This window comes from Mycobacterium sp. ITM-2016-00317, from assembly GCF_002968295.1.
GTDB lineage: Bacteria > Actinomycetota > Actinomycetes > Mycobacteriales > Mycobacteriaceae > Mycobacterium.
The window spans coordinates 3,608,514-3,631,007 of sequence record NZ_CP134399.1; the positions used below are offsets into that span (position 1 = coordinate 3,608,514).

General features: G+C 70.4%; 21 protein-coding genes, 1 other RNA gene and 2 pseudogenes. 11 read left to right on the plus strand and 13 right to left on the minus strand.

Features of this window, described 5'->3' with window-relative positions:
* Positions 1-54: 54 nt before the first annotated feature.
* Complete coding sequence (locus tag C6A87_RS17195) at positions 55-1,578, minus strand: alpha/beta hydrolase (protein WP_311113400.1); 1,524 nt, start codon at positions 1,576-1,578, stop codon at positions 55-57.
* Positions 1,579-1,636: 58 nt separating this feature from the next.
* On the minus strand, positions 1,637-3,028 hold the full coding sequence (locus C6A87_RS17200; RefSeq protein WP_311113401.1) for a wax ester/triacylglycerol synthase family O-acyltransferase: 1,392 nt from the start codon (positions 3,026-3,028) through the stop codon (positions 1,637-1,639).
* A gap of 159 nt (positions 3,029-3,187) precedes the next feature.
* On the opposite strand from C6A87_RS17200, the gene panB reads away from it, so the two are divergent.
* Positions 3,188-4,027, plus strand: a complete 840-nt coding sequence (panB, locus tag C6A87_RS17205) for a 3-methyl-2-oxobutanoate hydroxymethyltransferase (RefSeq protein ID WP_311113402.1) — start codon at positions 3,188-3,190, stop codon at positions 4,025-4,027.
* On the opposite strand, the gene C6A87_RS17210 is transcribed toward panB, so the two are convergent.
* Entirely contained in the window at positions 4,024-4,809 is a 786-nt protein-coding gene (locus tag C6A87_RS17210) for an enoyl-CoA hydratase-related protein (RefSeq protein WP_311113403.1), read from the minus strand. The two genes, panB and C6A87_RS17210, sit on opposite strands and share 4 nt — an antisense overlap.
* Before the next feature lie 16 nt (positions 4,810-4,825).
* The gene (locus C6A87_RS17215; protein ID WP_311113404.1) at positions 4,826-6,607 is read right to left on the minus strand and encodes a fatty acyl-AMP ligase; all 1,782 of its coding nucleotides are present in this window, start codon (positions 6,605-6,607) and stop codon (positions 4,826-4,828) included.
* A gap of 151 nt (positions 6,608-6,758) precedes the next feature.
* Between C6A87_RS17215 and C6A87_RS17220 the strand changes: the two genes are divergently transcribed.
* Positions 6,759-8,258 (plus strand): CYTH and CHAD domain-containing protein, encoded by a 1,500-nt coding sequence (locus tag C6A87_RS17220; protein ID WP_311113405.1) that lies wholly within the window; start codon positions 6,759-6,761, stop codon positions 8,256-8,258.
* A gap of 7 nt (positions 8,259-8,265) precedes the next feature.
* On the opposite strand, the gene rnpB is transcribed toward C6A87_RS17220, so the two are convergent.
* Positions 8,266-8,670, minus strand: an RNA gene (gene rnpB / locus C6A87_RS17225) — RNase P RNA component class A.
* A 42-nt stretch (positions 8,671-8,712) separates the two neighbouring features.
* Between rnpB and C6A87_RS17230 the strand changes: the two genes are divergently transcribed.
* Positions 8,713-9,144 (plus strand): helix-turn-helix transcriptional regulator, encoded by a 432-nt coding sequence (locus C6A87_RS17230; RefSeq protein ID WP_311113406.1) that lies wholly within the window; start codon positions 8,713-8,715, stop codon positions 9,142-9,144.
* 10 nt (positions 9,145-9,154) lie between these two features.
* Positions 9,155-9,589, plus strand: coding sequence for a VOC family protein (locus C6A87_RS17235; protein WP_311113407.1), 435 nt, complete (start codon positions 9,155-9,157; stop codon positions 9,587-9,589).
* Here C6A87_RS17235 and C6A87_RS17240 read toward each other — a convergent pair.
* The 3 genes from C6A87_RS17240 to C6A87_RS17250 are packed head-to-tail and all read right to left on the minus strand — an operon-like array spanning position 9,586 to position 12,429.
* A complete protein-coding gene (locus C6A87_RS17240; RefSeq protein WP_311113408.1) occupies positions 9,586-10,869 on the minus strand; it encodes an HNH endonuclease signature motif containing protein in 1,284 nt (427 codons plus the stop codon). The genes C6A87_RS17235 and C6A87_RS17240 overlap by 4 nt on opposite strands.
* A 10-nt stretch (positions 10,870-10,879) precedes the next feature.
* Complete coding sequence (locus C6A87_RS17245) at positions 10,880-11,518, minus strand: class I SAM-dependent methyltransferase (protein WP_311113409.1); 639 nt, start codon at positions 11,516-11,518, stop codon at positions 10,880-10,882.
* Positions 11,515-12,429, minus strand: a complete 915-nt coding sequence (locus C6A87_RS17250; RefSeq protein WP_311113410.1) for an NAD(P)/FAD-dependent oxidoreductase — start codon at positions 12,427-12,429, stop codon at positions 11,515-11,517. Before C6A87_RS17250 ends, C6A87_RS17245 begins: the two co-directional genes overlap by 4 nt.
* Positions 12,430-12,476: 47 nt before the next feature.
* Between C6A87_RS17250 and C6A87_RS17255 the strand changes: the two genes are divergently transcribed.
* A complete protein-coding gene (locus C6A87_RS17255) occupies positions 12,477-13,058 on the plus strand; it encodes an XRE family transcriptional regulator (RefSeq protein WP_311113411.1) in 582 nt (193 codons plus the stop codon).
* Here the strand turns inward: C6A87_RS17255 and C6A87_RS17260 are convergent.
* Genes C6A87_RS17260 through C6A87_RS17270 form a run of 3 tightly spaced genes read right to left on the minus strand, consistent with a single transcriptional unit; the run spans position 13,049 to position 15,988 of the window.
* Positions 13,049-14,128 (minus strand): bifunctional RNase H/acid phosphatase, encoded by a 1,080-nt coding sequence (locus C6A87_RS17260; RefSeq protein ID WP_311113412.1) that lies wholly within the window; start codon positions 14,126-14,128, stop codon positions 13,049-13,051. The two genes, C6A87_RS17255 and C6A87_RS17260, sit on opposite strands and share 10 nt — an antisense overlap.
* Positions 14,125-14,862, minus strand: a complete 738-nt coding sequence (locus tag C6A87_RS17265) for a C4-type zinc ribbon domain-containing protein (RefSeq protein ID WP_311113413.1) — start codon at positions 14,860-14,862, stop codon at positions 14,125-14,127. Before C6A87_RS17265 ends, C6A87_RS17260 begins: the two co-directional genes overlap by 4 nt.
* 1 nt (position 14,863) lies before the next feature.
* Entirely contained in the window at positions 14,864-15,988 is a 1,125-nt protein-coding gene (locus C6A87_RS17270) for a Nif3-like dinuclear metal center hexameric protein (RefSeq protein ID WP_311113414.1), read from the minus strand.
* An 84-nt stretch (positions 15,989-16,072) separates the two neighbouring features.
* Between C6A87_RS17270 and C6A87_RS17275 the strand changes: the two genes are divergently transcribed.
* From C6A87_RS17275 to C6A87_RS17285, 3 genes are read left to right on the plus strand one after another with little or no spacing between them, the layout of a single operon-like run.
* Positions 16,073-16,750, plus strand: coding sequence for an HAD hydrolase-like protein (locus tag C6A87_RS17275; protein ID WP_311117967.1), 678 nt, complete (start codon positions 16,073-16,075; stop codon positions 16,748-16,750).
* The gene (locus tag C6A87_RS17280; RefSeq protein WP_311113415.1) at positions 16,743-17,237 is read left to right on the plus strand and encodes a low molecular weight protein-tyrosine-phosphatase; all 495 of its coding nucleotides are present in this window, start codon (positions 16,743-16,745) and stop codon (positions 17,235-17,237) included. Before C6A87_RS17275 ends, C6A87_RS17280 begins: the two co-directional genes overlap by 8 nt.
* 2 nt (positions 17,238-17,239) lie before the next feature.
* Positions 17,240-18,076, plus strand: coding sequence for an SURF1 family protein (locus C6A87_RS17285; RefSeq protein ID WP_311113416.1), 837 nt, complete (start codon positions 17,240-17,242; stop codon positions 18,074-18,076).
* On the opposite strand, the gene C6A87_RS17290 is transcribed toward C6A87_RS17285, so the two are convergent.
* The gene (locus tag C6A87_RS17290) at positions 18,030-18,983 is read right to left on the minus strand and encodes a cobalamin biosynthesis protein (protein ID WP_311113417.1); all 954 of its coding nucleotides are present in this window, start codon (positions 18,981-18,983) and stop codon (positions 18,030-18,032) included. The genes C6A87_RS17285 and C6A87_RS17290 overlap by 47 nt on opposite strands.
* Positions 18,984-19,085: 102 nt before the next feature.
* Between C6A87_RS17290 and C6A87_RS17295 the strand changes: the two are divergent.
* The 3 genes and pseudogenes from C6A87_RS17295 (at position 19,086) to C6A87_RS17305 (ending at position 21,906) form a co-directional block, all read left to right on the plus strand.
* Positions 19,086-20,752 (plus strand): annotated as a pseudogene (locus tag C6A87_RS17295) (amidohydrolase).
* Positions 20,753-20,802: 50 nt separating this feature from the next.
* Positions 20,803-21,420 (plus strand): annotated as a pseudogene (locus C6A87_RS17300) (SOUL family heme-binding protein); the annotation flags it as partial.
* Between the two features lie 81 nt (positions 21,421-21,501).
* Entirely contained in the window at positions 21,502-21,906 is a 405-nt protein-coding gene (locus C6A87_RS17305) for a DUF6319 family protein (protein WP_311117968.1), read from the plus strand.
* Positions 21,907-21,908: 2 nt separating this feature from the next.
* Here the strand turns inward: C6A87_RS17305 and C6A87_RS17310 are convergent, their stop codons facing one another.
* The gene (locus C6A87_RS17310) at positions 21,909-22,475 is read right to left on the minus strand and encodes a PepSY domain-containing protein (protein ID WP_311113418.1); all 567 of its coding nucleotides are present in this window, start codon (positions 22,473-22,475) and stop codon (positions 21,909-21,911) included.
* Positions 22,476-22,494: the final 19 nt, after the last annotated feature.

A 22,494-nucleotide genomic window follows, 5' to 3' on the forward strand; every position in this document is an offset into this window, starting at 1 on the left:
GCACGGCGGCCGGGCAACGTCTGCCTCAGCGGCGCAACGGTGACCGTGCCGTTATCAGCACCTGACGTCGGGGCCAGGCACGGTCACGTCGACGAGGTAGCGGGTGGCGATCTCGTCGATGCACGAATCGCCTTGCAGCGCAACGGTGTGCTGGGTGCCTTCGAAGGTCACCAACGTGCCGTCGAGCTGACGGGCCAGGTCGACTCCGGCCTGGTACGGGGTGGCCGGATCGTTGGTGGTCGAGATGACCAGGATCGGCGGCAGACCGTCGACGTCGAGCTCGTGCGGTGTGCTCGTCGGCGGTATCGGCCAGTACCCGCACGTCGTCATCGGGGCCAACCCGGTGAACTCGCCGTAGGCCATGAACGGCGCGGCCTCGCGGACCCGGCGGTCCTGTTCGACCAGGGTGGCGCGGTCGGTGATCGCCGGCTTGTCGACGCAGTTGACCGCGATGCGTGAGTCGGTGCCGTTGTTGTAATGCCCCTGGGCGTCGCGGCCCATGTACAGGTCGGCCAGCGCGAGCATGGTGTCGCCGCGACCCTTCTTGATCTCGGTGAGCGCCTGGGTCAGGTGGCGCCACAGCCCCGGCGAGTACAGCGGCAGGATGGTGCCGACGACGGCGTCGTTGTAGCTGAGACCGCGCGGATCGGTGGTGTCGGCCGGCTTGTCGACCAGCGGCCACACCAAGGAGTGGTACACCTCGACGGCCTTGTCCGGGTCGGTGCCCAGCGGGCAGTCGGGGTCGATGGCGCAGTCGGTGGCGTAGTCGTCGAACGCCTGCTGGAACGCCGCGGCCTGACGCACGTCGGCCTCGACCGGGTCGGCGTTGGGGTCGATCGCGCCGTCGAGCACCATCGCGCGCACGTTCTGCGGGTAGGTCTCGGCGTAGCCGGCCCCGATGCGGGTGCCGTACGAGTAGCCCAGGAACGTCAGCTTCTCGTCGCCGAGCGCGGCCCGCAGCGCGTCGAGGTCCTTGACCACGCTCTCGGTGCCCACGTTGCCGAGGAATTCCAGGCCCATCTTGTCGACGCAGCGCTGGACGAAGTCCTTGGTGAGCTTCTCCAGGTGCGCCACCCCCTCCGGGGTGTACTCGACGACGTTGTCGGCACGCAGCCGGTCGTGGTCGGCGTCGCTGTTGCACCACACCGCGGGCGTGGACTCGGCGACACCGCGCGGATCGAACCCGACCAGGTCGAACCGCTGCCGCACCTCTTCGGGCAGCGTCGCCGACATCACGGCGGCCGCTTCCTTGCCGGACTTTCCGGGGCCTCCTGGGTTGATGATCAGCGAGCCGATCTTGTCGCCGCTTGCTTTGATCCGCAGCAGCGCGATCTGGGCCACGTCACCGTCGGGGTCGTCCCAGTCGACCGGCACCGAGAGCATGCCGCACTCGGCACCGGGCGGGATCCGCAGTTGATCGGACGGGCCCGGGTCGCAGGGTCCCCATTCGACGGGTGAGCCGGGCGGGGGCACCGCGATCAGCGCCTGCCCGGACACCACCTGGCTGCAACCGCCGGCGAGCAGCACGGTCAGCGTCAGGAGGAGGCCGGATCGCGCGGCCCCGGGCTTGAGCGTCATGGCACCACATGCTGCCATGACCTGGCGTCCCCGCTGGCACGGCGCGTGCGGCGGGGCACTACCGGGTCGCGTCCAGCAGCTCGCGCAGCGCGACGTCGAACGCGTCGGCCATGTCCCACAGGTCGGGCACCAGCTCGGGGCACGACACGATGCCGACGTCGAGATTGCCCGACAGTGACATCACGGTCATGTTCAGTCCGGAGCCGTGGAAGATCGGCCCGAGCGGGTACATCGCCCCGACCTCGCAGCCGAGCATGTACAGCGGGCCCTGTGGGCCGGGCACGTTGGAGATCACCAGGTTGTGCACCGGTCGCGCGCCGCTGAGCCTGCTGCTGGCGTACACCCGCATCGCGGCCCCGAACACCGCGGGCGCGGCGAACTGGGTCCAGTCCTGCAGCAGGGTCGCGGCAATCGCCGAACTATGCTGTTTGGCAACAGAATTGGCTTCCGCGATGGCCTTGAGCCGGGCCACCGGGTCGTCGATGCTGGTCTCCAGGCGGGAGAACATGCCCGACACCTGGTTGCGGCCGGGACGGTCGGACTTGTCGTGCACCGAGACCGGCACCATCGCCACCAGTGAGCTCTCGGGCAGCTCGCCGCGCTCGAGCAGGAACGTGCGCAGCACGCCGGACACCAGTGCCATCACCACGTCGTTGACCTTGACGCCGAAGTGGTTCTTCACCGTCTTGATGTCCTCGAGGTCCAGCTGCGCGAACGCGACATTGCGGCGCCCGGTCACGTTGGCGTTGAACGCGGTCTTGGGCGCGGCGAACGGCGGCGCCATGGTGCGGCCGTTGCGGGCGCGCCGGACGGTGTCGACCACCGTCGACACCGTGTTGGGCAGCACGTTGGCCAGCTTCAGCGGTCTCGTCGCGAACCGCAGCGCGCCGCTGACGGCGATCTCCAGTTCGGTGCCGCCGCCGGGCCCGTCGACCGGATCGGGCGGCGGCGCGTCGGCCTCGGTGGTGCACAGCTTCGACATCAGGTTCGCCCCCGTCACGCCGTCGACCGCGCAGTGGTGCACCTTGGTGAGCACGGCGATGCGGCCGCCCGCGTGCGCGTCGGTGCCCGCGACGTTCTCGATCACCCACATCTCCCACAGCGGACGCGACCGGTCGAGGGTCAGCGAGGCGATGTGGCCACAGATCTCGGCGAGCTCCGCGCGGCCGCCCGGCGCGGGCAGGCCGATTCGGTGTAGGTGGCGGTTGACGTCAAAGTCCTTGTCCTCCACCCAGACTGGGTGATCCAGATTGAACCTGCTGTCGGCGAGGCGCTCCCGGAACTCGGGCATGGCCTTGATGCACAGCTCCAGGCCGTCGCGCAGCCGGTCGAAGGTGTAGCCGCCCGGCATCGTGGAAGTGTCGAGTTCCAGGATCGAGCACACGTGCAGAGGCTGGTCTGCGGTTTCGAGGTACAGGAAGCTGGCGTCGAGTCCGCTGAGCCGTTGCATGCCGCAGATCGTATGCCGGGGCGCGACGGGTGTGAGGTAATCCACTTAACACGCCGTTCAACTTCCGGTGACACAGTGGCAGACTGGGCGGGTCAGCGAAACCCGGGGACCCGGATGGGCCACGAGGATTCACAACGACTCGCCCATTGGGGGACAACGATGTCTGAACAGCCTGTGTACGGTGCTGTCGCCGAGACGCCCAAGCGCGTGAAGGTCCGCACCCACCATCTGCACAAGTGGAAGGCCGAAGGCCACAAGTGGGCCATGCTGACCGCGTACGACTACTCCACCGCCGCGATCTTCGACGAGGCTCAGATCCCGGTGCTCCTGGTCGGCGACTCCGCCGCCAATGTCGTCTACGGCTACGACACCACCGTCCCGGTGACGCTCGACGAGCTGATCCCGCTGGTGCGTGGTGTCGTCCGGGGCGCACCGCACGCGCTGGTCGTCGCCGATCTGCCGTTCGGAAGTTACGAGGCCGGGGCACAACAGGCGCTGGCCACCGCGACGCGGATGCTCAAGGAGACCGGCGCGCACGCCGTCAAGCTGGAGGGCGGTGAGCGCGTGGCCGAGCAGATCGCCGCGATCAGCGCCGCCGGCATCCCGGTGATGGCGCACATCGGCTTCACCCCGCAGAGCGTCAACGGCCTCGGCGGTTTCCGGGTCCAGGGCCGCGGGGACGCGGCCGAGCAGACCATCCACGACGCGATCGCCGTCCAGGAGGCCGGCGCGTTCGCCGTGGTGATGGAGATGGTGCCGGCAGAGCTGGCCACCCAGATCACCGGCAAGCTGACGATCCCCACCGTCGGGATCGGCGCCGGACCGAACTGCGATGCGCAGGTTCTGGTGTGGCAGGACATGGCAGGCATGACCTCGGGCAGGACGGCGAAGTTCGTCAAGCGCTTCGGCGGGGTCGGCGACGAGTTGCGCCGAGCCGCCGCCGACTACGCCCACGAAGTCGCCACGGGCGTGTTCCCCGCCGAGGAGCACTCCTTCTAGCGCGGACCGAACTCCGGCTTGCGCTTGGACAGGAACGCATCGACACCTTCGCGCCCGTCGGCGGATTCGGCGCGCGCCGCGATCAGCCGCGCCTCCAGTTCCATCTGCTGCTCCAGGCCGTTGCCGAAGGTGTCCGACAGCAGCGCCTTGACCCCGCCGTTGGATCCGGCCGAGGTGCGCGCCATCTGCTCGGCGAGCTCGTCGGCGCGCACCCTGAGCTGATCGTCGGCGACGACCTCGCCGACCAGACCCCACTGCGAGGCCTCCTGCGCCGTCAGCGTGCGGTTGGTCAGCATCAGCTGCTTGGTCTTGGCGGTGCCGATGAGTCGCGGCAGGTGGTAGGACGCGCCGCCGTCGGGGCTCAGCCCGACGCGGGTGTAGGCCATCGTGAACGACGCTGATTCTGCGGCCAGCACCAGGTCACCGGCGACTGCCAGCGAGAAGCCGGCACCGGCGGCCGTGCCGTTGACCGCGGTGATCAGCACCGCGTCCATCCGCGCCAGTGTCGAGATAGCCCGGTGCAGGTCGTCGGCGACGCCCTTGACGTGCGCTCCCCTGCTGGGCGCGGACGCGAAGTCCTTCAGATCACCACCGGCGCAGAAGAACCGGCCCGCCCCGGTGAGGACGACGACCTTGGTGGCCGGGCTGTCGCAGCGAGCCGCCGCGACGGCCAGTTCGCGCGTCATCGCACCGTTCATGCCGTTCGCCGCATCCGGGCGGTTCAGCGTGATGCGAGCGATCGAACCGGTCTGTTCGAAGGTGATGGTCTGGAATTCGGTCACCCTCGGACTGTAGCGGTTACAGTTTGCCTTCCAGGTACTCGGCCCGGCAGGCCCGGCGCGCCAGCTTCCCGCTCGTCGTTCGTGGAATCACGCCCGCCGCAACCAGTTTGATCTCCTTGAGCGGCAGCGCGTGCTTGCGCGACACCGCGGCGCGGATCGCCTCCCGGATGGGGCCGGCCTCGGCGCGGCCCGCCCCGGGCGCACGTTCGGCGACGATGACGACCTCTTCGCGGCCGTCGCCGGGCACCGAGAACGCCGCGACGAACCCGGTACGCACGGCGGACGAGGCCTCGGCGACCGTGGCCTCGATGTCCTGCGGGTAGTGGTTGCGCCCGTCCACGATCACCAGGTCCTTGACGCGGCCGGTGATGTAGAGCTGGCCATCGAGGTAGACCCCGAGGTCGCCGGTGCGCAGCCACAGCGCGTCCTCGGCGCAGCCCTCGGCGTGGCTGTGGTAGAGCACGCGGGACTGCAGCTTGTTCTGGAAGGTCAGTTCGGTCTCTTCGCGCCGGCCCCAGTAGCCGCGGCCGATGTTGTCGCCGTGCAGCCAGATCTCCCCGACGCGGCCGTCGGGCAGTTCGGCGTCGGTGGCCGGGTCGACGATCACGGCCCACTGGCTGCGGGCGACGGCGCCACACGGCACCTGCGCCAGCGCGTTGGGGTGGTCGGCGTCGACGCGCACCGCGTTGCCCAGGGACAGTTCGGCGCGGTCCAGGAAGGTCGGCACGGGTCGCGCCCCGGGACCGGTGGTGGACACGAACAGCGTGGCCTCGGCCATCCCGTAGGACGGTTTGACCGCGGCATCGGACAGGCCGTAGGGCGCGAACGCGGCGTGGAACTTGTCGATCGAGGCCACGTTGACCGGCTCGGACCCGTTGATCAGACCCGCGACGTTACTGAGGTCCAGCGTGTCCCCCGCCGGCGGCAGACCGCGCTGGGCCGCCAGTTCGAACGCGAAGTTCGGTGCCGCGGCGAAGGTGGGGGTATCGGACGCGCCGAGCTCCTTGATCCACCGGTACGGGCGGCGCACGAACGCCACCGGCGACATCAGGTTGAGGTGCCCGCCGCACAGCGCCGGGAACATGATCATCAGCAGCCCCATGTCGTGGAACAGCGGGAGCCAGCTGACGCTGCGGATGTTCGGTTCCAGGCCGACGGAGTCGGCCATCTGGACGACGTTGGTGCAGGCCGAGCGGTGGGTGATCTCGACGCCGGCCGGCGCCCGGGTGGAACCGGACGTGTACTGCAGGTAGGCGACGTCGTCGGTGCGCAACGGTGCGGGGACGAACCCCGTACCGACGCTGTCGGGCACCGCGTCGGTGGCGATGATCCTGGGCCGGCGGTCGCGAGGCAGCTTGCGCAGGAAGTCCCGGACGGACGCCGCGGCCGCCGTCGTGGTCAGGACCACCGTCGGCTCGGCGTCGCCGAGCACCGCGTCGAGCCGGTCGGCGTGGCCGGGAAGTTCGGGGGCGAACAGCGGGACCGCGATGGAGCCCGCCATGATCGCCGAGAAGAACGCGACGACGTAGTCGACGCCCTGCGGCGCGAGCACGGCGACCCGGTCTCCGGGTTCGGTCACCTGACGTAGTCGGGCGCCGACGGCGTGCAGCCGGGTCCGCAGCTCCCTCCAGCTCAGCTCGACCGTGCGATCGCGGTCGAAATCGAGATACCGGTAGGCGGGGGTATCACCGAATTCCTCGACGTTGCGGTCGATGAACGCGGTCAGCGTGACGCCGGCCGGGATAGCTATGTTGCCTTCGCGGTCGATGTAGTCGTCGAGCCGCACCACTGGACTCATAAGAGCATCCTAAGAGAACGATCATGAAATGCGCGCACCTACCCTCAGGCGCGCCGAAAGAGATTTTTCACCGACCCCCGCACTCCGGCTTGCGCGTCACCTCGGTGTGGCACGCTGTGGTCCCGCGAACCACCTCAGAGACAGGGTGAAAATGTCGGCCAAATCGCCCGAAACCTCCAGGTACACCGAGACCGAGCGCAAATTCGACGTGGTGCAGGACACCGTCTCGCCGTCCTTCGGCGGGCTGTCGGCGGTCGGCCGGGTGGAGCGCTCACCATCACAGTCACTCGATGCTGTGTACTTCGACACATCGGAACGCGACCTGGCGCGGAACAAGATCACGCTGCGCCGGCGGACGGGCGGCCCGGACGCGGCATGGCATCTGAAGTTGCCGGCGGGGCCCGACAGCCGCACCGAGGTGCACGCCCCGCTCGCCGAGGACGGCTCGGACGAGACCGACGTACCGGAGAGCCTGCGCGACATCGTGCTCGCGATCGTGCGGGACCGGCCGCTGGCACCGGTCGCACGAATCAGCACGACCCGCAACGTCGAACTCCTCTACGGGCCGGACGGCGCCGCGCTGGCCGAGTTCTGCGACGACCAGGTCACGGCGTCGGCGGTCGGCGGCGAGGAACAGCACTGGCGCGAGTGGGAACTCGAGCTGCACGCGGGCACCTCCGCCGACGTGTTCGACCGGCTGACGAACCGGCTCCTCGATGCCGGGGCCGTGCCCGCCGGGCATGGCTCGAAGCTGGCGCGGGTGCTCGCGTCGTCTGATGCCGCCGACGCCCCGGCAGCCGCCGCGACGCCGGCCGACCCGGCCCGGCGTGCGGTGTCCGAGCACCTGGCCGAGCTGATCACCTGGGATCGGGCCGTGCGGGCCGATGCGTGGGATTCGGTGCATCAGATGCGGGTGGCGACGCGCAAGATCCGCAGCCTGCTGCAGTCCTCGGAGGGTTCGTTCGACCTCGAGGGCCGGGAATGGGTCCTCGACGAGTTGCGTGAGCTGGCCGGCGTGCTGGGCGTCGCCCGCGATGCCGAGGTGCTCGCCGAGCGTTACGGGCGGGCCCTCGACGAGCTTCCCGAGGCGAACGTGCGCGGTCCGGTACGCGAACGGCTCGTCGCGGGCGCCGAGAAGCGTTATCGGACGGGGTGGAAGCGGTCGCTGACGGCGATGCGCTCGCCGCGCTATTTCCGGCTGCTCGACGCGCTGGAGGAACTGGTCGCCGAGGACGGCCCGCGATCCGGCCGGGGCGGCGGGAATGCCGAGCTGACGATCGACTCGGCCTACACGCGGGTCCGTAAGGCGGCCAAGGCGGCTCGTCGCGCCACCGACGGCGATTCCGATCCCGACGAGGCGCTGCACCGCATCCGTAAACGGGCCAAGCAGCTGCGCTACACCGCCGCGGCGACCGGGCAGACCAAGGTGGCCCACCGGGCCAAGGCGATCCAGTCCCTGCTCGGCGACCACCAGGACAGTGTGGTCAGCCGGGCGCATCTGAGCCGGCAGGCGCTGGTGGCGTACGCCGCGGGCGAGGACACCTTCACCTACGGGCTGCTGTACCAGCAGGAGGACGACCTCGCCCGCCGCTGCGAGGAGCAGCTCGAGGACGCCCTGCGGCAGCTGGAGAAGGCCGTGGGCCAGTCCTGATCTGGGGCGGATGAGCTGGCCTGTAAGCCGGATTCTGTTCCTCGCCACCGCATGCGGCAGCGAGGCGGCGACCATCCATCTGGACACACCGTTGCCGGGTGCCTCGAGCGGCCTACCCGCAGGCTCGGGCGAGCAACCCTCGAACGCCTGCGCGGCCGCAACCAGGTTGCGGCCTTCTTGGCCTTGCTTCGGGTGGGGTTTACCAAGCCACCCCGGTCACCCGGGATGCTGGTGCGCTCTTACCGCACCTTTTCACCCTTACCGCCCCGGCGCCCGGAGGCACTGGGGTGGCGGTCTGTTTTCTGTGGCACTTTCCCGCGAGTCACCTCGGATTGCCGTTAGCAATCACCCTGCTCTGTGAAGTCCGGACTTTCCTCGACACCGTCGGTGCCGCGGCCGCCCAGCCAGCTCATCCGCCCTAACAAGGTACCGGTCGCGGGGCCATACTGTGACCATGGCTCAGGTTCCGCCTGCCCGCTACCTGATGCGGGCCAAGGATCTGGTGGACGCGCGCTATTCCGAACCGATCACCGTCGACGACCTTGCCGCCGCCGCCGGGCTGTCCCGGGCCCACTTCAGCCGGATGTTCACCAGGACCTTCGGCGAGTCGCCGCGGGCGTACCTGCAGACTCGCCGGCTGGAGCGCGCGGCGGCGCTGTTGCGCCACACCGACAGGTCGGTGGCCGACATCTGCGTGATGGTGGGCCTGCAGAGCGTGGGCTCCTTCACAACGAGCTTCGCCCGCACCTACGGCCTGCCGCCCGCGGCCTACCGCGCATCGATGCCGCCCGCGGCGATCCACGCGAGGATCCCGAGCTGCATCCTGCGGCGCGACACCCGAAAGACAGCACACGGGGAGAAGACGCCCGCACCGGCGCCGTCGTAGCGTCGGGGTCATGATCAAGATCGCCAGCGCCCACTTGTGGGTACACGACCAGGAAGTCGCACTGAAGTTCTGGACCGAGAAGGTGGGTTTGGAAGTGCGCCAGGATGTTTCGCTGCCCGACGGGGACACCCCTTTCCGGTGGCTGACCGTCGGACCGCCCGGCCAGGACGACGTGTCGATCGTGCTGATGGCCGTGCCCGGTGAACCCGTCATGGACGAGTCGACCAGGAAGCAGGTGCTCGACATCACCGCGAAAGGGTTCGCCGGCACCATCTTCTTGACCACCGAGGACTGCCGCGCCAGCTACGAAGACCTGAAGGCGCGCGGCGTCGAGTTCACCGAGGAGCCCCATGAGATGCCCTACGGCATCGACTGCGGGTTCCGGGACCCGTCGGGCAACAGCGTGCGCTTGACCCAGCTCGCCCCGGTCCCGCTGGGCTCTTAGGCGGCGTCGAAGGTGACGAGGTCGATGCTGAGTCGGCCTTCGGCCAGGCTGAGCCGTCGTCGTACCGGCGGCCCGGGCAGTGGGGGTGCGATCGAGGTGTAGGTCGCCCCGGTCGGCGTGACGTACTCGGCCCGATGCTCACCGTTGTCCTCACTGGTGCTGACCTGCCAGCCCGGCGCTTCCTTGGCGTAGTTGCACGCCTCGCACAACCCCAGCCCGTTGCCCGCACTCGTCGGCCCGCCGTCGCGGGCTGGTACGGCGTGGTCGTGGTGGCGGATCGGGGCATTGCAATACGGCGTGCGACACGTCCGATCGCGGCGCTGCAACAACAACGCCAACCCTTTCGGAAACTTCCGGGCCTTCGATTCCATCGCCACCAACTGCCCCGATTCCGGATGCCGATACAGCCGCCGCAGGGTGGCCTTCGGCTCGGCATCCGCAGCCGCATCCCCGGTCAACGCCCGGCAGAACCCGGCCGGGACCGGGCCGTAGCCGTCGAGCCAACCCAGCTCGTCATCGTCACCAGCCAACGTGGTGTCGGCCATCACCAGGCTCAATGCCACCGGCACCGGCCCGTCCGCAGGGTGACCGGTCACCCGCGCATACACCGTCTCAGCCATCACCTGACCCCGCGGCCGCTCGTCAAAGGTGGTGTCGGCGGCCCGTTTACACGCCGCATACAACCCCACCCCCTTCGCCAAGGGCAGCCGCACACTGACACACACCATGGTGTCCGACACCGGCCGCACACTGACCGCGCAATCAGCCACCGCCGCCCGCCCGCGCGCCACCACCGCCGCCGCGTCCAGCCGGGCGGCGATCTTCTTGGCCTCCGCCTCGACCCGGTTGTTCCCCCACCCCGCCAACCTGACGACATCACCGCACAGTTCGGCATCCAACTCCCGCCGCTGCGCCACCGACAAACACGCCGATTCCCGCACGATCAACGTGGCCCGCCACTCCGAGAGCGCCCCACACGCCAACGCGGCCAACGTGCACGGCATCTCGTCCACCAACGCCTGCGCGAACCCCAGATGCCGCCCGCCGCACACCGGGGCGTCATGGCGAGCCAACGCCACCTCCGCACCCAGACCACGCCCGCGCTTGGCGGCCGGCACCCCGGCCGCCTCCTCGGCCGCGTGCCGTTTGGCCGCCCACAACGCCGTCGCCCGCGCCTGCGCCGCCGCAGCCGCGGACTTCAGCGCCTCCAACCGCTCGACGGCCGCCCGCAACTCGGCCTCACCCGAAGCCTCCGAAACATCGAACAAACTTTCGAACATGCACCCGACGCTACCCCGCACCTCCGACAGAACCGCGCCGCAGAACGATCAGATTGTCGATCAGCGGCGCCTGCTTACCGTCCGGCCCCACCGCGTCACGAGTCACCGCCTCGGCCCGCACCTGATCCCACGGCCCCTCACCGAGGTCGATGGACGCAAGTACCTCGTCGACGCTCGGGAACACGTGGTCCTGCACATGCTGCGGAGCCCACGGCGGCGCCGCTCCGTGATCGACCACCACCAGCAGACCACCCGGCTCGACCGCGCGTGCCGCGGCGGCGAAGATCCGCTCCCGGTCCAGGTGCACCATCGATTGCAGGAACTGCGCCGAGACCAGGTCGAAGGTGCCCTCGGGGAACGACTCCGACAGATCCATCTGCACGAGCCGGACCCGGTCGGCGAGCCCGCGCTCCTTCGCCGCCGCGGCGGCCCGCCCGAGCGCGGTCTCGGAGATGTCGACTCCGACCACCTGCCAGCCGTGTTCGGCCAGCCACACCGTGTCACCGCCCTCGCCGCACCCCAGATCCAGGGCCCGGCCAGGCGGCACCTGTGCGGCGACCTCGGCCAGCCACGGGTTCACCCGCCCGCTCCAGATCCGATCCCGCTCGGCGTACCGGCCCTCCCAGTGCTGTTTGACCTCAGATGTCATCGCTCCTCCAAGAAACTCGCCACCACTGATGCTGCCGCCGCCGACCCTGCCGCGATCGCGGCCGCCACCTGCGGTACCTGCGCGCTTGCGTCGCCGGCTGCGAACACGCCGGGAACCGATGTCCGGAACAACCCGTCGACTTCGATCGCGTCGGCCGAAAGCGGCCCCGGCGCAGCCAGCTCCACGCCCAGCTTGCCCGCAAGGGCACTGCGCTGGTGCAGCGTCGTGGCGACCAGCAAGCCTGCACGCGCCATGTCGGTGCCGTCGGCGAACACCACCGCGTCCAGTTCACCACCTGCCGAGGCCACCGACGCGACAACGCGCTCGTCCACCGCCACCCCGGCATCGGCCAGCGTCGACCGGTGCGCATCGGTGAGCGCGGCCGGACCTCCGGTCAGCAGCACGACGTCGTCACTCCACCCGCGCAGCAGCGTCGCCATGTGCACGCCGCGGTCCCCGTCCGCCAGTACGGCGAGCGGCCTGTCGCGCACCTCCCAGCCATGGCAGAACGGGCAGTGGAACACCGACCTTCCCCACAGCTCCGCAATCCCGGGAACCGATGCGAACTCGTAGCGCATCCCGGTCGCCAGCAGCGCGCTCCTGGTCTGCACGGCGCTGCCGTCAGCCAGTTCCACCGTGAAGCCGCCGTCTGTCGCCGCGCCGGTCACCACCTCACCGTCGCGCACCTCGACGCTCGGATAGCCGGCCAGTTCGAGCCGTCCCCTGGCGTACAGCTGCGCCGGCGGCACCCCGTCGAAGCCCAGCAGCCCGCCGATTCCCGGTGCTGCCAGGTTGCTCTGCTCACCGGCGTCGACGAGTAGCGTGTGCCGCCTGGCCCTGCCGAGCACCAGCGCGGCGCTCAGCCCGGCCGCGCCACCGCCGACGACCACGCAATCCCATATTTTCTCCATGACACGACCTTGCACCCACCCCGGAGTACCTGCCAAGGTGAATTGCCATGGAGGCAAATGACGAGAGTGTGGACGTCCGGGTGCGACGACGCCTGCGGGATCTGCGGCTGCAGCGCGGAATGACGCTGGAGGACGTGGCAACCCGGTCGAATATCGACATCTCCACGTTGAGCCGGCTCGAATCCGGCAAGCGCCGACTGGCGCTGGATCACCTGCCGCGGCTGGCGTCCGCGCTGTCGGTCAGCACCGACGAACTGCTGCGCGCCCCCGAGGTCGAGGATCCGCGGGTGCGCGGCGCGTCGCACACGCACAACCAGATCACGTTCTGGCCGTTGACCGGACAGGGACCCGCGGGCGGACTGCACGCGTACAAGATCCGGGTCAGCGCACGCAGGCGCACCCCGCCGGCCGAACTGCCGGTCCATGAGGGCCACGACTGGATGTACGTGCTGTCCGGGCAGCTGCGGCTGATCCTCGGTGACCGTGACTTCACGATCAAACCCGGTGAGGCCGTGGAGTTCTCGACGTGGAACCCACACTGGTTCGGCGTCGTCGACGGACCGGTGGAGGCCATCGCGCTGTTCGGCCTACACGGTGAGCGCGTGCACATGCACGGCGATCACAGATAGGCGGTCTGATTGACCAGTCGCACCGACGCGGCGCCGTCGGGGTAGAACTCGGCGATCGACAGTGACGCCAGATCCAGATGCAGCCGGTACAGGATCGCCGGGCCCGCATCGAGGGCTATCCGCAGCAGCGTCTTGATCGGCGTCACATGGGACACCACCAGGATCGTCTTGCCGCCATGCTCGGTGACGAGCCGCTGCAGCGCCCTGGACACCCGGGCCGCGACGGCGTCGAAGCTCTCCCCGTCCGGCGGCGGAACCGAGGTGTCGCGCAGCCACCGCCGGTGCAGCTCCGGGTCACGTTCGGAGGCCTCCGAGAACGTGAGCCCTTCCCAGGCACCGAAATCCGTCTCGATCAGGTCCTCGTCCACCTCGACGTCCAGTCCGAGCACCTTGGCCGAGGCCGCGGCGGTGTCGTGGGCACGTTGCAGCGGCGAGGACACGACGACGTCGATGCCGCCCTTGCCGCCCAGATAGCGCGCCGCCGCGTCGGCCTGCCGGGCGCCGAGTTCGGTCAACTCGGGGTTGCCGCGGCCGGAGTATCGGCGTTCCACCGACAGCCCGGTCTGACCGTGCCGCAGCAGCAGCAGCCGGGTCGGCGCACCCTGGGCACCGGTCCAGCCGGCCGGGTTGGCAACGACTTCGGTTCTGGCTGCCGGCATTTCGCCGCCGGCCGCCGCATCCATCGCCTCGTTGGCGAGCCGGTCGGCGTGACTGTTCTGCGCGCGTGGAATCCACGCGTAGCTGACCTTCTGGAACCTGCGCGCGAGGTCACTCGCCTGCTGGTGCAGCGGAGCCAGATCCGGGTGCTTGACCCGCCAGCGCCCCGACATCTGCTCGACCACCAGCTTCGAGTCCATGTACACCTCGACCTCGGTGGCGCCGAGGTCGTCGGCGGCGCCGAGACCGGCGACGAGGCCGCGGTATTCGGCCACGTTGTTGGTGGCCCTGCCGATCGACTCCGCGGCCTCGGCGAGCACCGCACCGCGGTCCGCCGACCACACCACCGCGCCGAAGCCCGCGGGACCCGGGTTACCGCGCGACCCGCCGTCGGCTTCGACGATCACCTTCATGCGCGGGATGCCTTGACGCGCAGCAGGATCGCCGAGCACTCAGGGCAACGCAGCACCTCGTCCTCGGCGGCTGCGGCGATCCTCGCGGACTCCCCCTGGTCGATCTCGATCCGGCACGCACCGCACCGGCGGCCCTGCAGCACACCGGCGCCCACACCGCCGCGGGCGCGTTGACGTTCGTAGAGCGTGCCGAGTTCGTCGTCGATCGAGGCGACCAGTTCGCCGCGCCGGGCCGCAGCCTGGTCCTTGGCCTGGGTCAGCTCCTGTCGGGCCAGGTCGCATGCCCGCACCGCGTCGTCCCACGCACTCTGCAGCTCCGCCGCCGCGGCCTGCTCACGCGCCAGCTGATCGGAGAGGTCCTCGCGGCGCTGCATGACCTCCAGCTGGGCGTCCTCCAGGCTGGACTGTCGGCGCTGCAGCGTCTCGAGTTCGTGCTGCAGGTCGGCGAGCTGCTTGGGGTCGACGGTGCCGCCGTCCAGCAGCGCCCGGTCGCGGTCCTCGCGCTGGCGCACGCCGTCGATCTCGGTGTCGAACTTCGCGATCTGCGCGTCGATGTCGTCCAGCGCGATCTGCAGCGCGCCCAGGCGGTCGGCGACCTCGCGGTGGGCGGCCTGGGCCGTCTCGACCGCCTTCTGCTCCGGCAGGTTCTTGGTCCGATGCTCGAGCCGGCTCAGCTCGGCGTCGATCTCGGCCAGCTGGGCGAGCAACTGCTGTTGTGCCACTGAGGCTTTCACGTCAACATCCCTCGACATTCCATGGATCGGTACGCACGTCGGACACCGTGACAGGCAGCGACGCGCCGAAGTGGTTGCGCAGCAACGCTGCGGCTTGATGGCACCAGGGGAACTCGGTGGCCCAATGAGCGGCGTCGACCAGCGCGACGTCGGAGGCGCGCCGGTGTTCGTCGGCGGGGTGGTGGCGCAGATCGGCGGTGACGTAGGCCTGCACCCCGGCGGACGCCACCTCGGCGAGCAGCGAGTCCCCGGCGCCGCCGCACACCGCGACGCGGGACACGGTCGCGTCGGGATCGCCCGACGCGCGCACGCCCCACGTCGTGCTGGGCAGCCCGCCGCGGACCCGGGACACGAACGCCGACAGCGGTTCGGGTTCGGGCAGGGTCGCGATCCGGCCCAGACCGACGTCGCCGGCCGGGGTCTGCAACGCGACCACGTCGAATGCGGGCTCCTCATAGGGATGGGCGGCGCGCAGCCCGGCGTACACCGCGCTGCGGCGGGCGGCCGGGGCCACCATCTCCACCCTGTCCTCGGTGACGTGCTCGACCGTGCCCACCGAACCGATCGCCGGTGCGGCGCCGTCGCCGGGCAGGAACTGACCCGTCCCGGTCACGCTCCAGCTGCACTGCGAGTAGTCACCGAGCTGCCCGGCGCCTGCGACGAACATCGCCGACCGGACCGCGTCGGCGTTCTCGGCCGGCACGAACACCACCCACTTGTCCAGCGCAGGCCCCGCCGGCACCGGCGAGAGGACGTCGCAGACCTCGAGACCGAGCGCGTCGGCGAGTGCGTCGGACACTCCCGGCGAGGCGCTGTCGGCGTTGGTGTGCGCGGTGAACAGCGCGCGGCCGGTGCGGATCAGCGAGTGGATCAGCGCGCCCTTGGCGGTGTCCACCGCCACCGAGTCCACCCCGCGCAACAGCAGCGGATGGTGCGCCAGCAGCAGCCCGCCGTCGGGCACCCCGGCAGCCACCTCGGCGGTGGCGTCGACGGCCACGGTGACCGCGGTCACCGGTTCGGCCGGGTCTCCGCAAACAAGGCCAACGGAGTCCCAGCTCTGCGCCAGGCGGGCAGGGTAGGCCGCTTCGAGCACGTCGATGATGTCGACCAGCCGGACACTTGCCACAGCACGACACTAGTGCGCGCGAAGTCACCCGGAACCGAGCGGCACCCCCGGCCCGGGCTCAGGGACAATGGACGCGTGACAGACATGCTGGACGGCACCCGCCGCGTCGCCCCCGTGCGGCGGGGCGACCTGGTGATCTTCGACCTCGACGGCACCCTGACCGATTCGGCCGAGGGCATCGTCGCCAGCTTCCGTCACGCGCTGGACGCCGTCGGTGCGGACGTCCCGGACGGTGACCTGGTCAGCATGATCGTCGGGCCCCCGATGCCCGACACGTTGCGCAGGCTGGGCCTCGGCGACCGGGCCGACACCGCGATCGCGGCCTACCGCGCGGACTACGTCAGCCGGGGCTGGTCGATGAACCGGCCGTTCGAGGGCATCCCGGCGCTGCTGACCGATCTGCAGGCCGCCGGGGTGCGGCTGGCGGTGGCGACGTCCAAGGTCGAGCCGACCGCGCAGCGCATCCTCGCCCACTTCGGCCTGGACACCTGCTTCGAGGTGATCGCAGGCGCGAGCCCGGACGGCACCCGGTCCGCAAAGGCCGACGTGGTGGCGCGGGCGCTGGAGCACCTGGCTCCGCTGCCCGAACGGGTGGTGATGATCGGCGACCGGTTCCACGACGTGGAGGGGGCCGCGGTGCACGGCATCGGCACGATCGTCGTGGGCTGGGGCTACGGCCACCGCGACTTCGCCGACGGCGACGGTGGCGCGCTGGCGCATGTGAGCGACGTCGACGCGCTGCGCGAGGTGCTCGGTGTCTGAGCTGCTGCACGTCACGTTCGTGTGCTCGGGCAACATCTGCCGGAGCCCGATGGCGGAGAAGATGTTCGCCCACCAGATCGGTGAGCGCGGGCTGGCCGGCGTCGTCCGGGTGACCAGCGCGGGCACCGGGCACTGGCACGAGGGCGAGCCCGCCGACCGCCGCGCCGGCCACGTCCTGCGCGAGCACGGCTACCCGACGGCCCACCGGGCGGCCGAGCTCACCGACGACCACCTGTCCGCCGATCTCGTGGTGGCGCTGGGGCGTAACCATCTGCGGTTTCTGCAGCACGCCGGGGTGCCCGCCGAGCGGCTGCGGATGCTGCGCTCCTTCGACCCGAGATCGGGTGCGCACGTCCCCGACGTCGAGGATCCCTATTACGGCACCCAGGACGACTTCGAGGACGTGTTCGCGGTGATCGACGCCGCGCTGCCCGGGCTGCACCGGTGGGTGGACGAGCAGTTGGCCGACCGGGAAAAGGCGGGCTGATCATGCGCCGGTGGGCATTCCTGTTCCGGCCCCAGTGGCTGGCGCTGTTCGTCGTCGTCCTCGCGTTCGCGTATCTGTGCTTCACCGTGCTCGCGCCGTGGCAGCTCGGCAAGAACACCAAGACGACCCGGGAGAACGCCCAGATCGCCCGGTCCCTGGACGCCGAGCCGGTGCCGGTGAGCAGCGTGCTGCCCCACCAGGATTCGGCCGCCCCGGAGGAGCAGTGGCAGCAGGTCACCGCGACCGGCCGCTATCTGCCCGAGGCCGAGGTGCTGGCCCGGCTGCGGCTGATCGACGGTGACCCCGCGTTCGAGGTGCTGGTGCCGTTCGCCGTGGACGGCGGGCCGACGGTGCTGGTCGACCGTGGCTATGTGAAGCCGATCGAGGGTTCGAAGGTGCCGGAGTTCGACGCTCCCCCGACGGGGACGGTGACGATCACCGGACGGCTGCGTGATACCGAAGGTGTGGCCAGGGACAAGACGCCGTTCGAAGCCGACGGCGTGACGCAGGTGTACTCGATCAACATCCCGCAGATCTCCGAGCTCACCGGGGTGCCGCTGGCGGGTTCGTATCTGCAACTCAATGCCGACCAGCCCGGCGGGCTCGGGGTGATCCCGCTCCCCCATCTCGACTCGGGCCCGTTCCTGTCCTACGGCATCCAGTGGATCGCGTTCGGCATCATCGCCCCGATCGGCGTCGGCTACTTCGTGTACTCCGAGATCAAGGTCCGCCGGCGGGAGAAGGCGCTCGCCGAGGCCGAGGCCGAACACGCCGGCGACGAGCCCATCCCGCTCACCACCGAGCAGAAACTCGCCGACCGCTACGGCAAGCGACGCTGACGGCCACCGCCGCCGCCAGCACCTGCACCGCCCGCGACAAGCGGACCGCCCGGGCCAGGTCGTCGACGTCCGGGTCGCGGCCGTCGCCGAGGGTCGGCCGGATCTCCAGTTCGTGGGCATACTGCGTCGGCCCGCCGAGCCGCACCCCGAGCGCGCCGGCGAACGACGCCTCGGCGACACCGGCGTTGGGGCTGGGGTGTTTGGCCGCGTCCCGGCGCCACGCCCGCCAGGCCGCGGCGGGCGAGCCGCCGACCACCGGGGCGCACACCACCACCAGAAGACCCGTCACCCGCGCCGGGACCAGGTTGACCAGGTCGTCGAATCTGGCTGCCGCCCAGCCGAACCGCGCGTAACGCGGGGACCGGTTGCCGATCATCGCGTCAAGCGTGTTCGCGGCGCGATAAACCAGCACGCCCGGCGTGCCGGCCAGCGCCCCCCACACCAGCGGACCGATCTGGGCGTCCGCGGTGTTCTCGGCGATCGACTCCAGCGCCGCGCGGGTCAGTCCGGCGGTGTCGAGCACCGACGGGTCCCGCCCGCAGAGGGACGGCAGCAGCGCACGCGCCCCGTCGACGTCGCCGGCGGCCAGCAGCCCGGCCATCTGCTCCCCGGTGCGGCTCAGCGTGGTGCCGCCGGCGGCGGCGAACGTCGCGGCGGCCATACATCCGGCCTCGGCCCACCCGCCGCGCCGCCGCGCGAGGCGTTCGACCGCGGCGCCGCCTGCGCCTGCGGCCACCAGCAGCGCGGCGGTGTGCAGCACCCCGGCGTCGCGGCTGTCGGCGTAGGTGCGACGCTCCAAAGCCGCTGCACCGCTTCCGAACAGCGCCACCGGGTGACCGCGGCGGGGATCACCGAACACCGCATCGGCCATGACTCCGGCGACCAGGCCGATACCGCGAGCAAACATGACGGCAGCGTCTCACAGCCCGAATGACCCGAGTCCGCCAGGTCGCGATGACACACTGTGCCGGTGACTGAACTGATCTTGACCGCGAGGACCATCATCACGATGGACGACGGCGCTCCGCGCGCGCAGGCCGTCGCCGTGTCCGGGGACCGGATCGTCGCGGTGGGCAGTGTCGACAACTGCCGCCGTGCACTGCCCGACGCCGTGGTCGTCGACACCGGCGCGGCGGTGCTGGCCCCGGGATTCGTTGAGCCGCATGGTCATCCACTGATCAGCGGGGTGGCCACGCAGGCGCCCGCACGTTCGGTGGCGCCGTGGGACTGCCCCAGCTGGGCCGACGTGCAGCGGGTGTTCGCCGACGCGCTGGCCACCGGCGAACCCGACACCCCGCTGTGGTTCGCCGGTTACGACGCGCTGCTGCACGGTCATCCGGCACCCGACGCCGACGAACTCGACCGGATCTTCGGCGACCGCGTCGCCGTGGTCACCGACAACTCCGGACACGGCGTGTATTTCAACTCCGCGCTGATCCGCAGCTACGGCTGGGATGCCGAGCCACCCGCCGACCCGGTGGCCTCGCACTTCGGCCGCCGCCCGGACGGCTCGCTGAACGGCCAGGGATTCGAGCTGCCGGTGGTGTCCGCGGTGACGATGCCGCTGATCGCGAAGATGGGCGACCCCCTCGTGTCCGCTGCGAGCTATTTCGCGCTGATGGCGCGCGGCGGCTACACCTCGACCTCGGACATGACCTACGACCCGAAGTTCGCCGCAGGGTACGAGGCGCTCGCCGCGGCGCCGTCGTGCCCGCTGCGGATCAGCATGTGGGAGGTGTCGACCACCGACACCTATTGGCAGACCGCCGAGTTCGCGGCCGGGGAGTCCTGGCTGACGAAGGCCGGTGTCAAGCTCTGGACCGACGGCTCGCCGTGGGTCGGCAACATCGCGATCTCGTTCCCGTACCTGGACACCGAGGCCACCCGCACCGCCGGGATCGACCCGGCCACTGCGGGCGGCGCAGGCTCGATGAACTACAGCCGAGCGCAGCTCGACGCGATCCTGGACCGCGCCGCGCAGGCTGGCAGATGGCCTTCCACGCCAACGGCGACCTGGCGCTCGATCTCGCGCTGGACGCCTACGAGGACGCACTGACCCGGCACCACCTGCTGGGCACCGACCACCGCTGGCGGTTGGAGCACTGCGGAGCCGGCACCCGCGCGCATTTCGATCGGGCGGCCCGGCTCGGCGTGCACGTGTCCCTGGCCCCGTTCCAGTACTACTACTGGGGAGATCTGCTCGACGGCGCGATGTTCGAGCCGGCACACGGGGCGCGGTGGGCGGCGTTCGGCGACGCTGTCGCCTCCGGGGCGTGCGTGTCGCTGCACAACGACGGGTCGGTGTCGCCGCCGACGCCGGTGATCAACGTCGCCACCGCCGTCACCCGGCGCACGCGCAACGGCGGTGTGCACCGGCCCGACCAGGCGATCACGCTGGATCAGGCGTGGCGTGCGCAGACCCTCGACGCCGCCCGCACCTTGGGCCGGGACCATCTCGTCGGATCGATCGAGGTCGGCAAGCTGGCCGACTTCGTCGAGCTCAGCGCCGACCCGTGGACCGTCGACCCGCACGAGCTGATCGACGCCGTGCAGGTGACCGGGACCTGGCTGGGCGGGCGCCGGATCGACCTCGACGAATTCCTCGCCGCGGTGGGCGGCGCCGACAACAGCGGGCACGCCCATCTGGCCGAGCGGGACACCAAGGCGTGCTGCTGAAAGAAAGCCGTCAGATTACGGCCGGGCCCCCACCGGGTACTTCTGCGGTCATGTTGGCCAAGATCACCTCCACCGCAACCCAGGTCGTCGAGGGGCTCGGCGGTCTCGTCGGCGTCCGCGCCGGCACCGAAGAGCCGATGTACGTGCAGGAAGCGACCCTCGGCGCCATCGAGATCAGGCGCTACGGGCCGCGTATCGCGGCGCAGACCACCGTCGTCGGCGACGAGGAGATGGCCCGCAGCGCCGGATTCCGCAGGCTCGCCGGGTACATCTTCGGCGGCAACCACCGCAAGACCGAGATCGCGATGACTGCGCCGGTGGCCCAGCAGAACGACAAGATCGCGATGACGGCCCCGGTCGCGCAGACCCGCGACGCCGACGGCCAGTCGGTGATCCGGTTCTTCATGCCGTCGAAGTGGTCGATGGAACTGCTGCCGCAGCCCGACGACGAACGCGTCGAACTGGTCGAGGTACCGAGCGAGACGTATGCGGTGCTGCGCTTCACCGGCGACCGCAGCCCGCAGGCTGTAGGGGCCAGGAGCGACGAACTGCTCGACGGTCTCCGCGGAAGCGGGTACACCCCGCAGGGGCCGGTGGCGTGGTTCTACGACCCGCCGTGGACGCTGCCGTTCCGCCGCCGCAATGAGGTGGCGGTCGAGGTGAGCACGTCCGAAGCGGCCAGGCTGACCCGGATAACCTTGTGCGCGCGGCGAGTTGGCCGCGCGTCGAACGTGTGTTCTAATGCACCGATGAGCGTAGACACCCTGCCGACCGAAGCCCCGATCGACGCCGCTGTCGAGACCGTAGACGCCACTGTCGAGACCGTAGACGCCACTGTCGAGGAGAAGCCCCGCAAGACCCCCGCCAAGCGGGGGCCGGGCAGGAAGACCAAGTCCCTGGAACTGACCATCACGGTCACCGGGTCCGCGGACGGCGATTGGCGCGCGGAACTCAAGCAGGGCAGCACCTTCCTGGTCCGCGACGTCGCCGTAGCCGCTGCCGCCGTGTCCCGCGCAGCCAGGGAACTGCACGAGGATCTGTCCACCCCGATCGACGCAATCATCGAAGAGGCCCGCTCGCAGCAGGCCGCCCGGGTGCTCGCCCTCGAAGCCGAACTGGAAGCCGCGCGCAGGGCTCTGGCCGACCTCGACTGAGGTCAGCGAATACTGCCGTCCTGCGCGTCGACCCTGACCTCGATGGTCGAACCGTCGGCATGCACCAGATCGATCTTCCACACCACCTGGGCGCCGTCGCTGTCGATCTCGAGCTCGTCGAGCAACGTGTCGGGCTCCCGCTCGGCCGCGGTCTGCAACGCGCGCGCCGCGTCCACGGCTGCCGCCTCTGCCCGCCGCGCGTCGTCGTCGGCACCGTCGTCCGGAGCCGACGAGATCACCCGCGTTCCGGCCGCGTCGACGACGACATCGACGGATTGCCCGTTGGACGCCACCGTCACCTCGAACACGCGCTGACCGTCGCGTGTCTCGACCTGCACGTCGTAGGGGCGTCCGTTCGGCACGGCGGCAGCGGACGCCCGCAGCGCCTCTTGTGCGGCCGGCACCGGAAGCCCGGGGCCGGCGGGGCCGGCGGCAGTCCTGAGGCCCCGGTAGGTGCCGGGCTCGCAGGGGTCGTGGTCGGCGCGGAGGTCGTGCCCGTCACCGTCGTCTCGGTCACTGTCGTCTCGGTGACCGTCGACTCGGCCGGCGCGTTCCCGTTCTGCCCGCATCCGGCAAGGGTGCAGACGA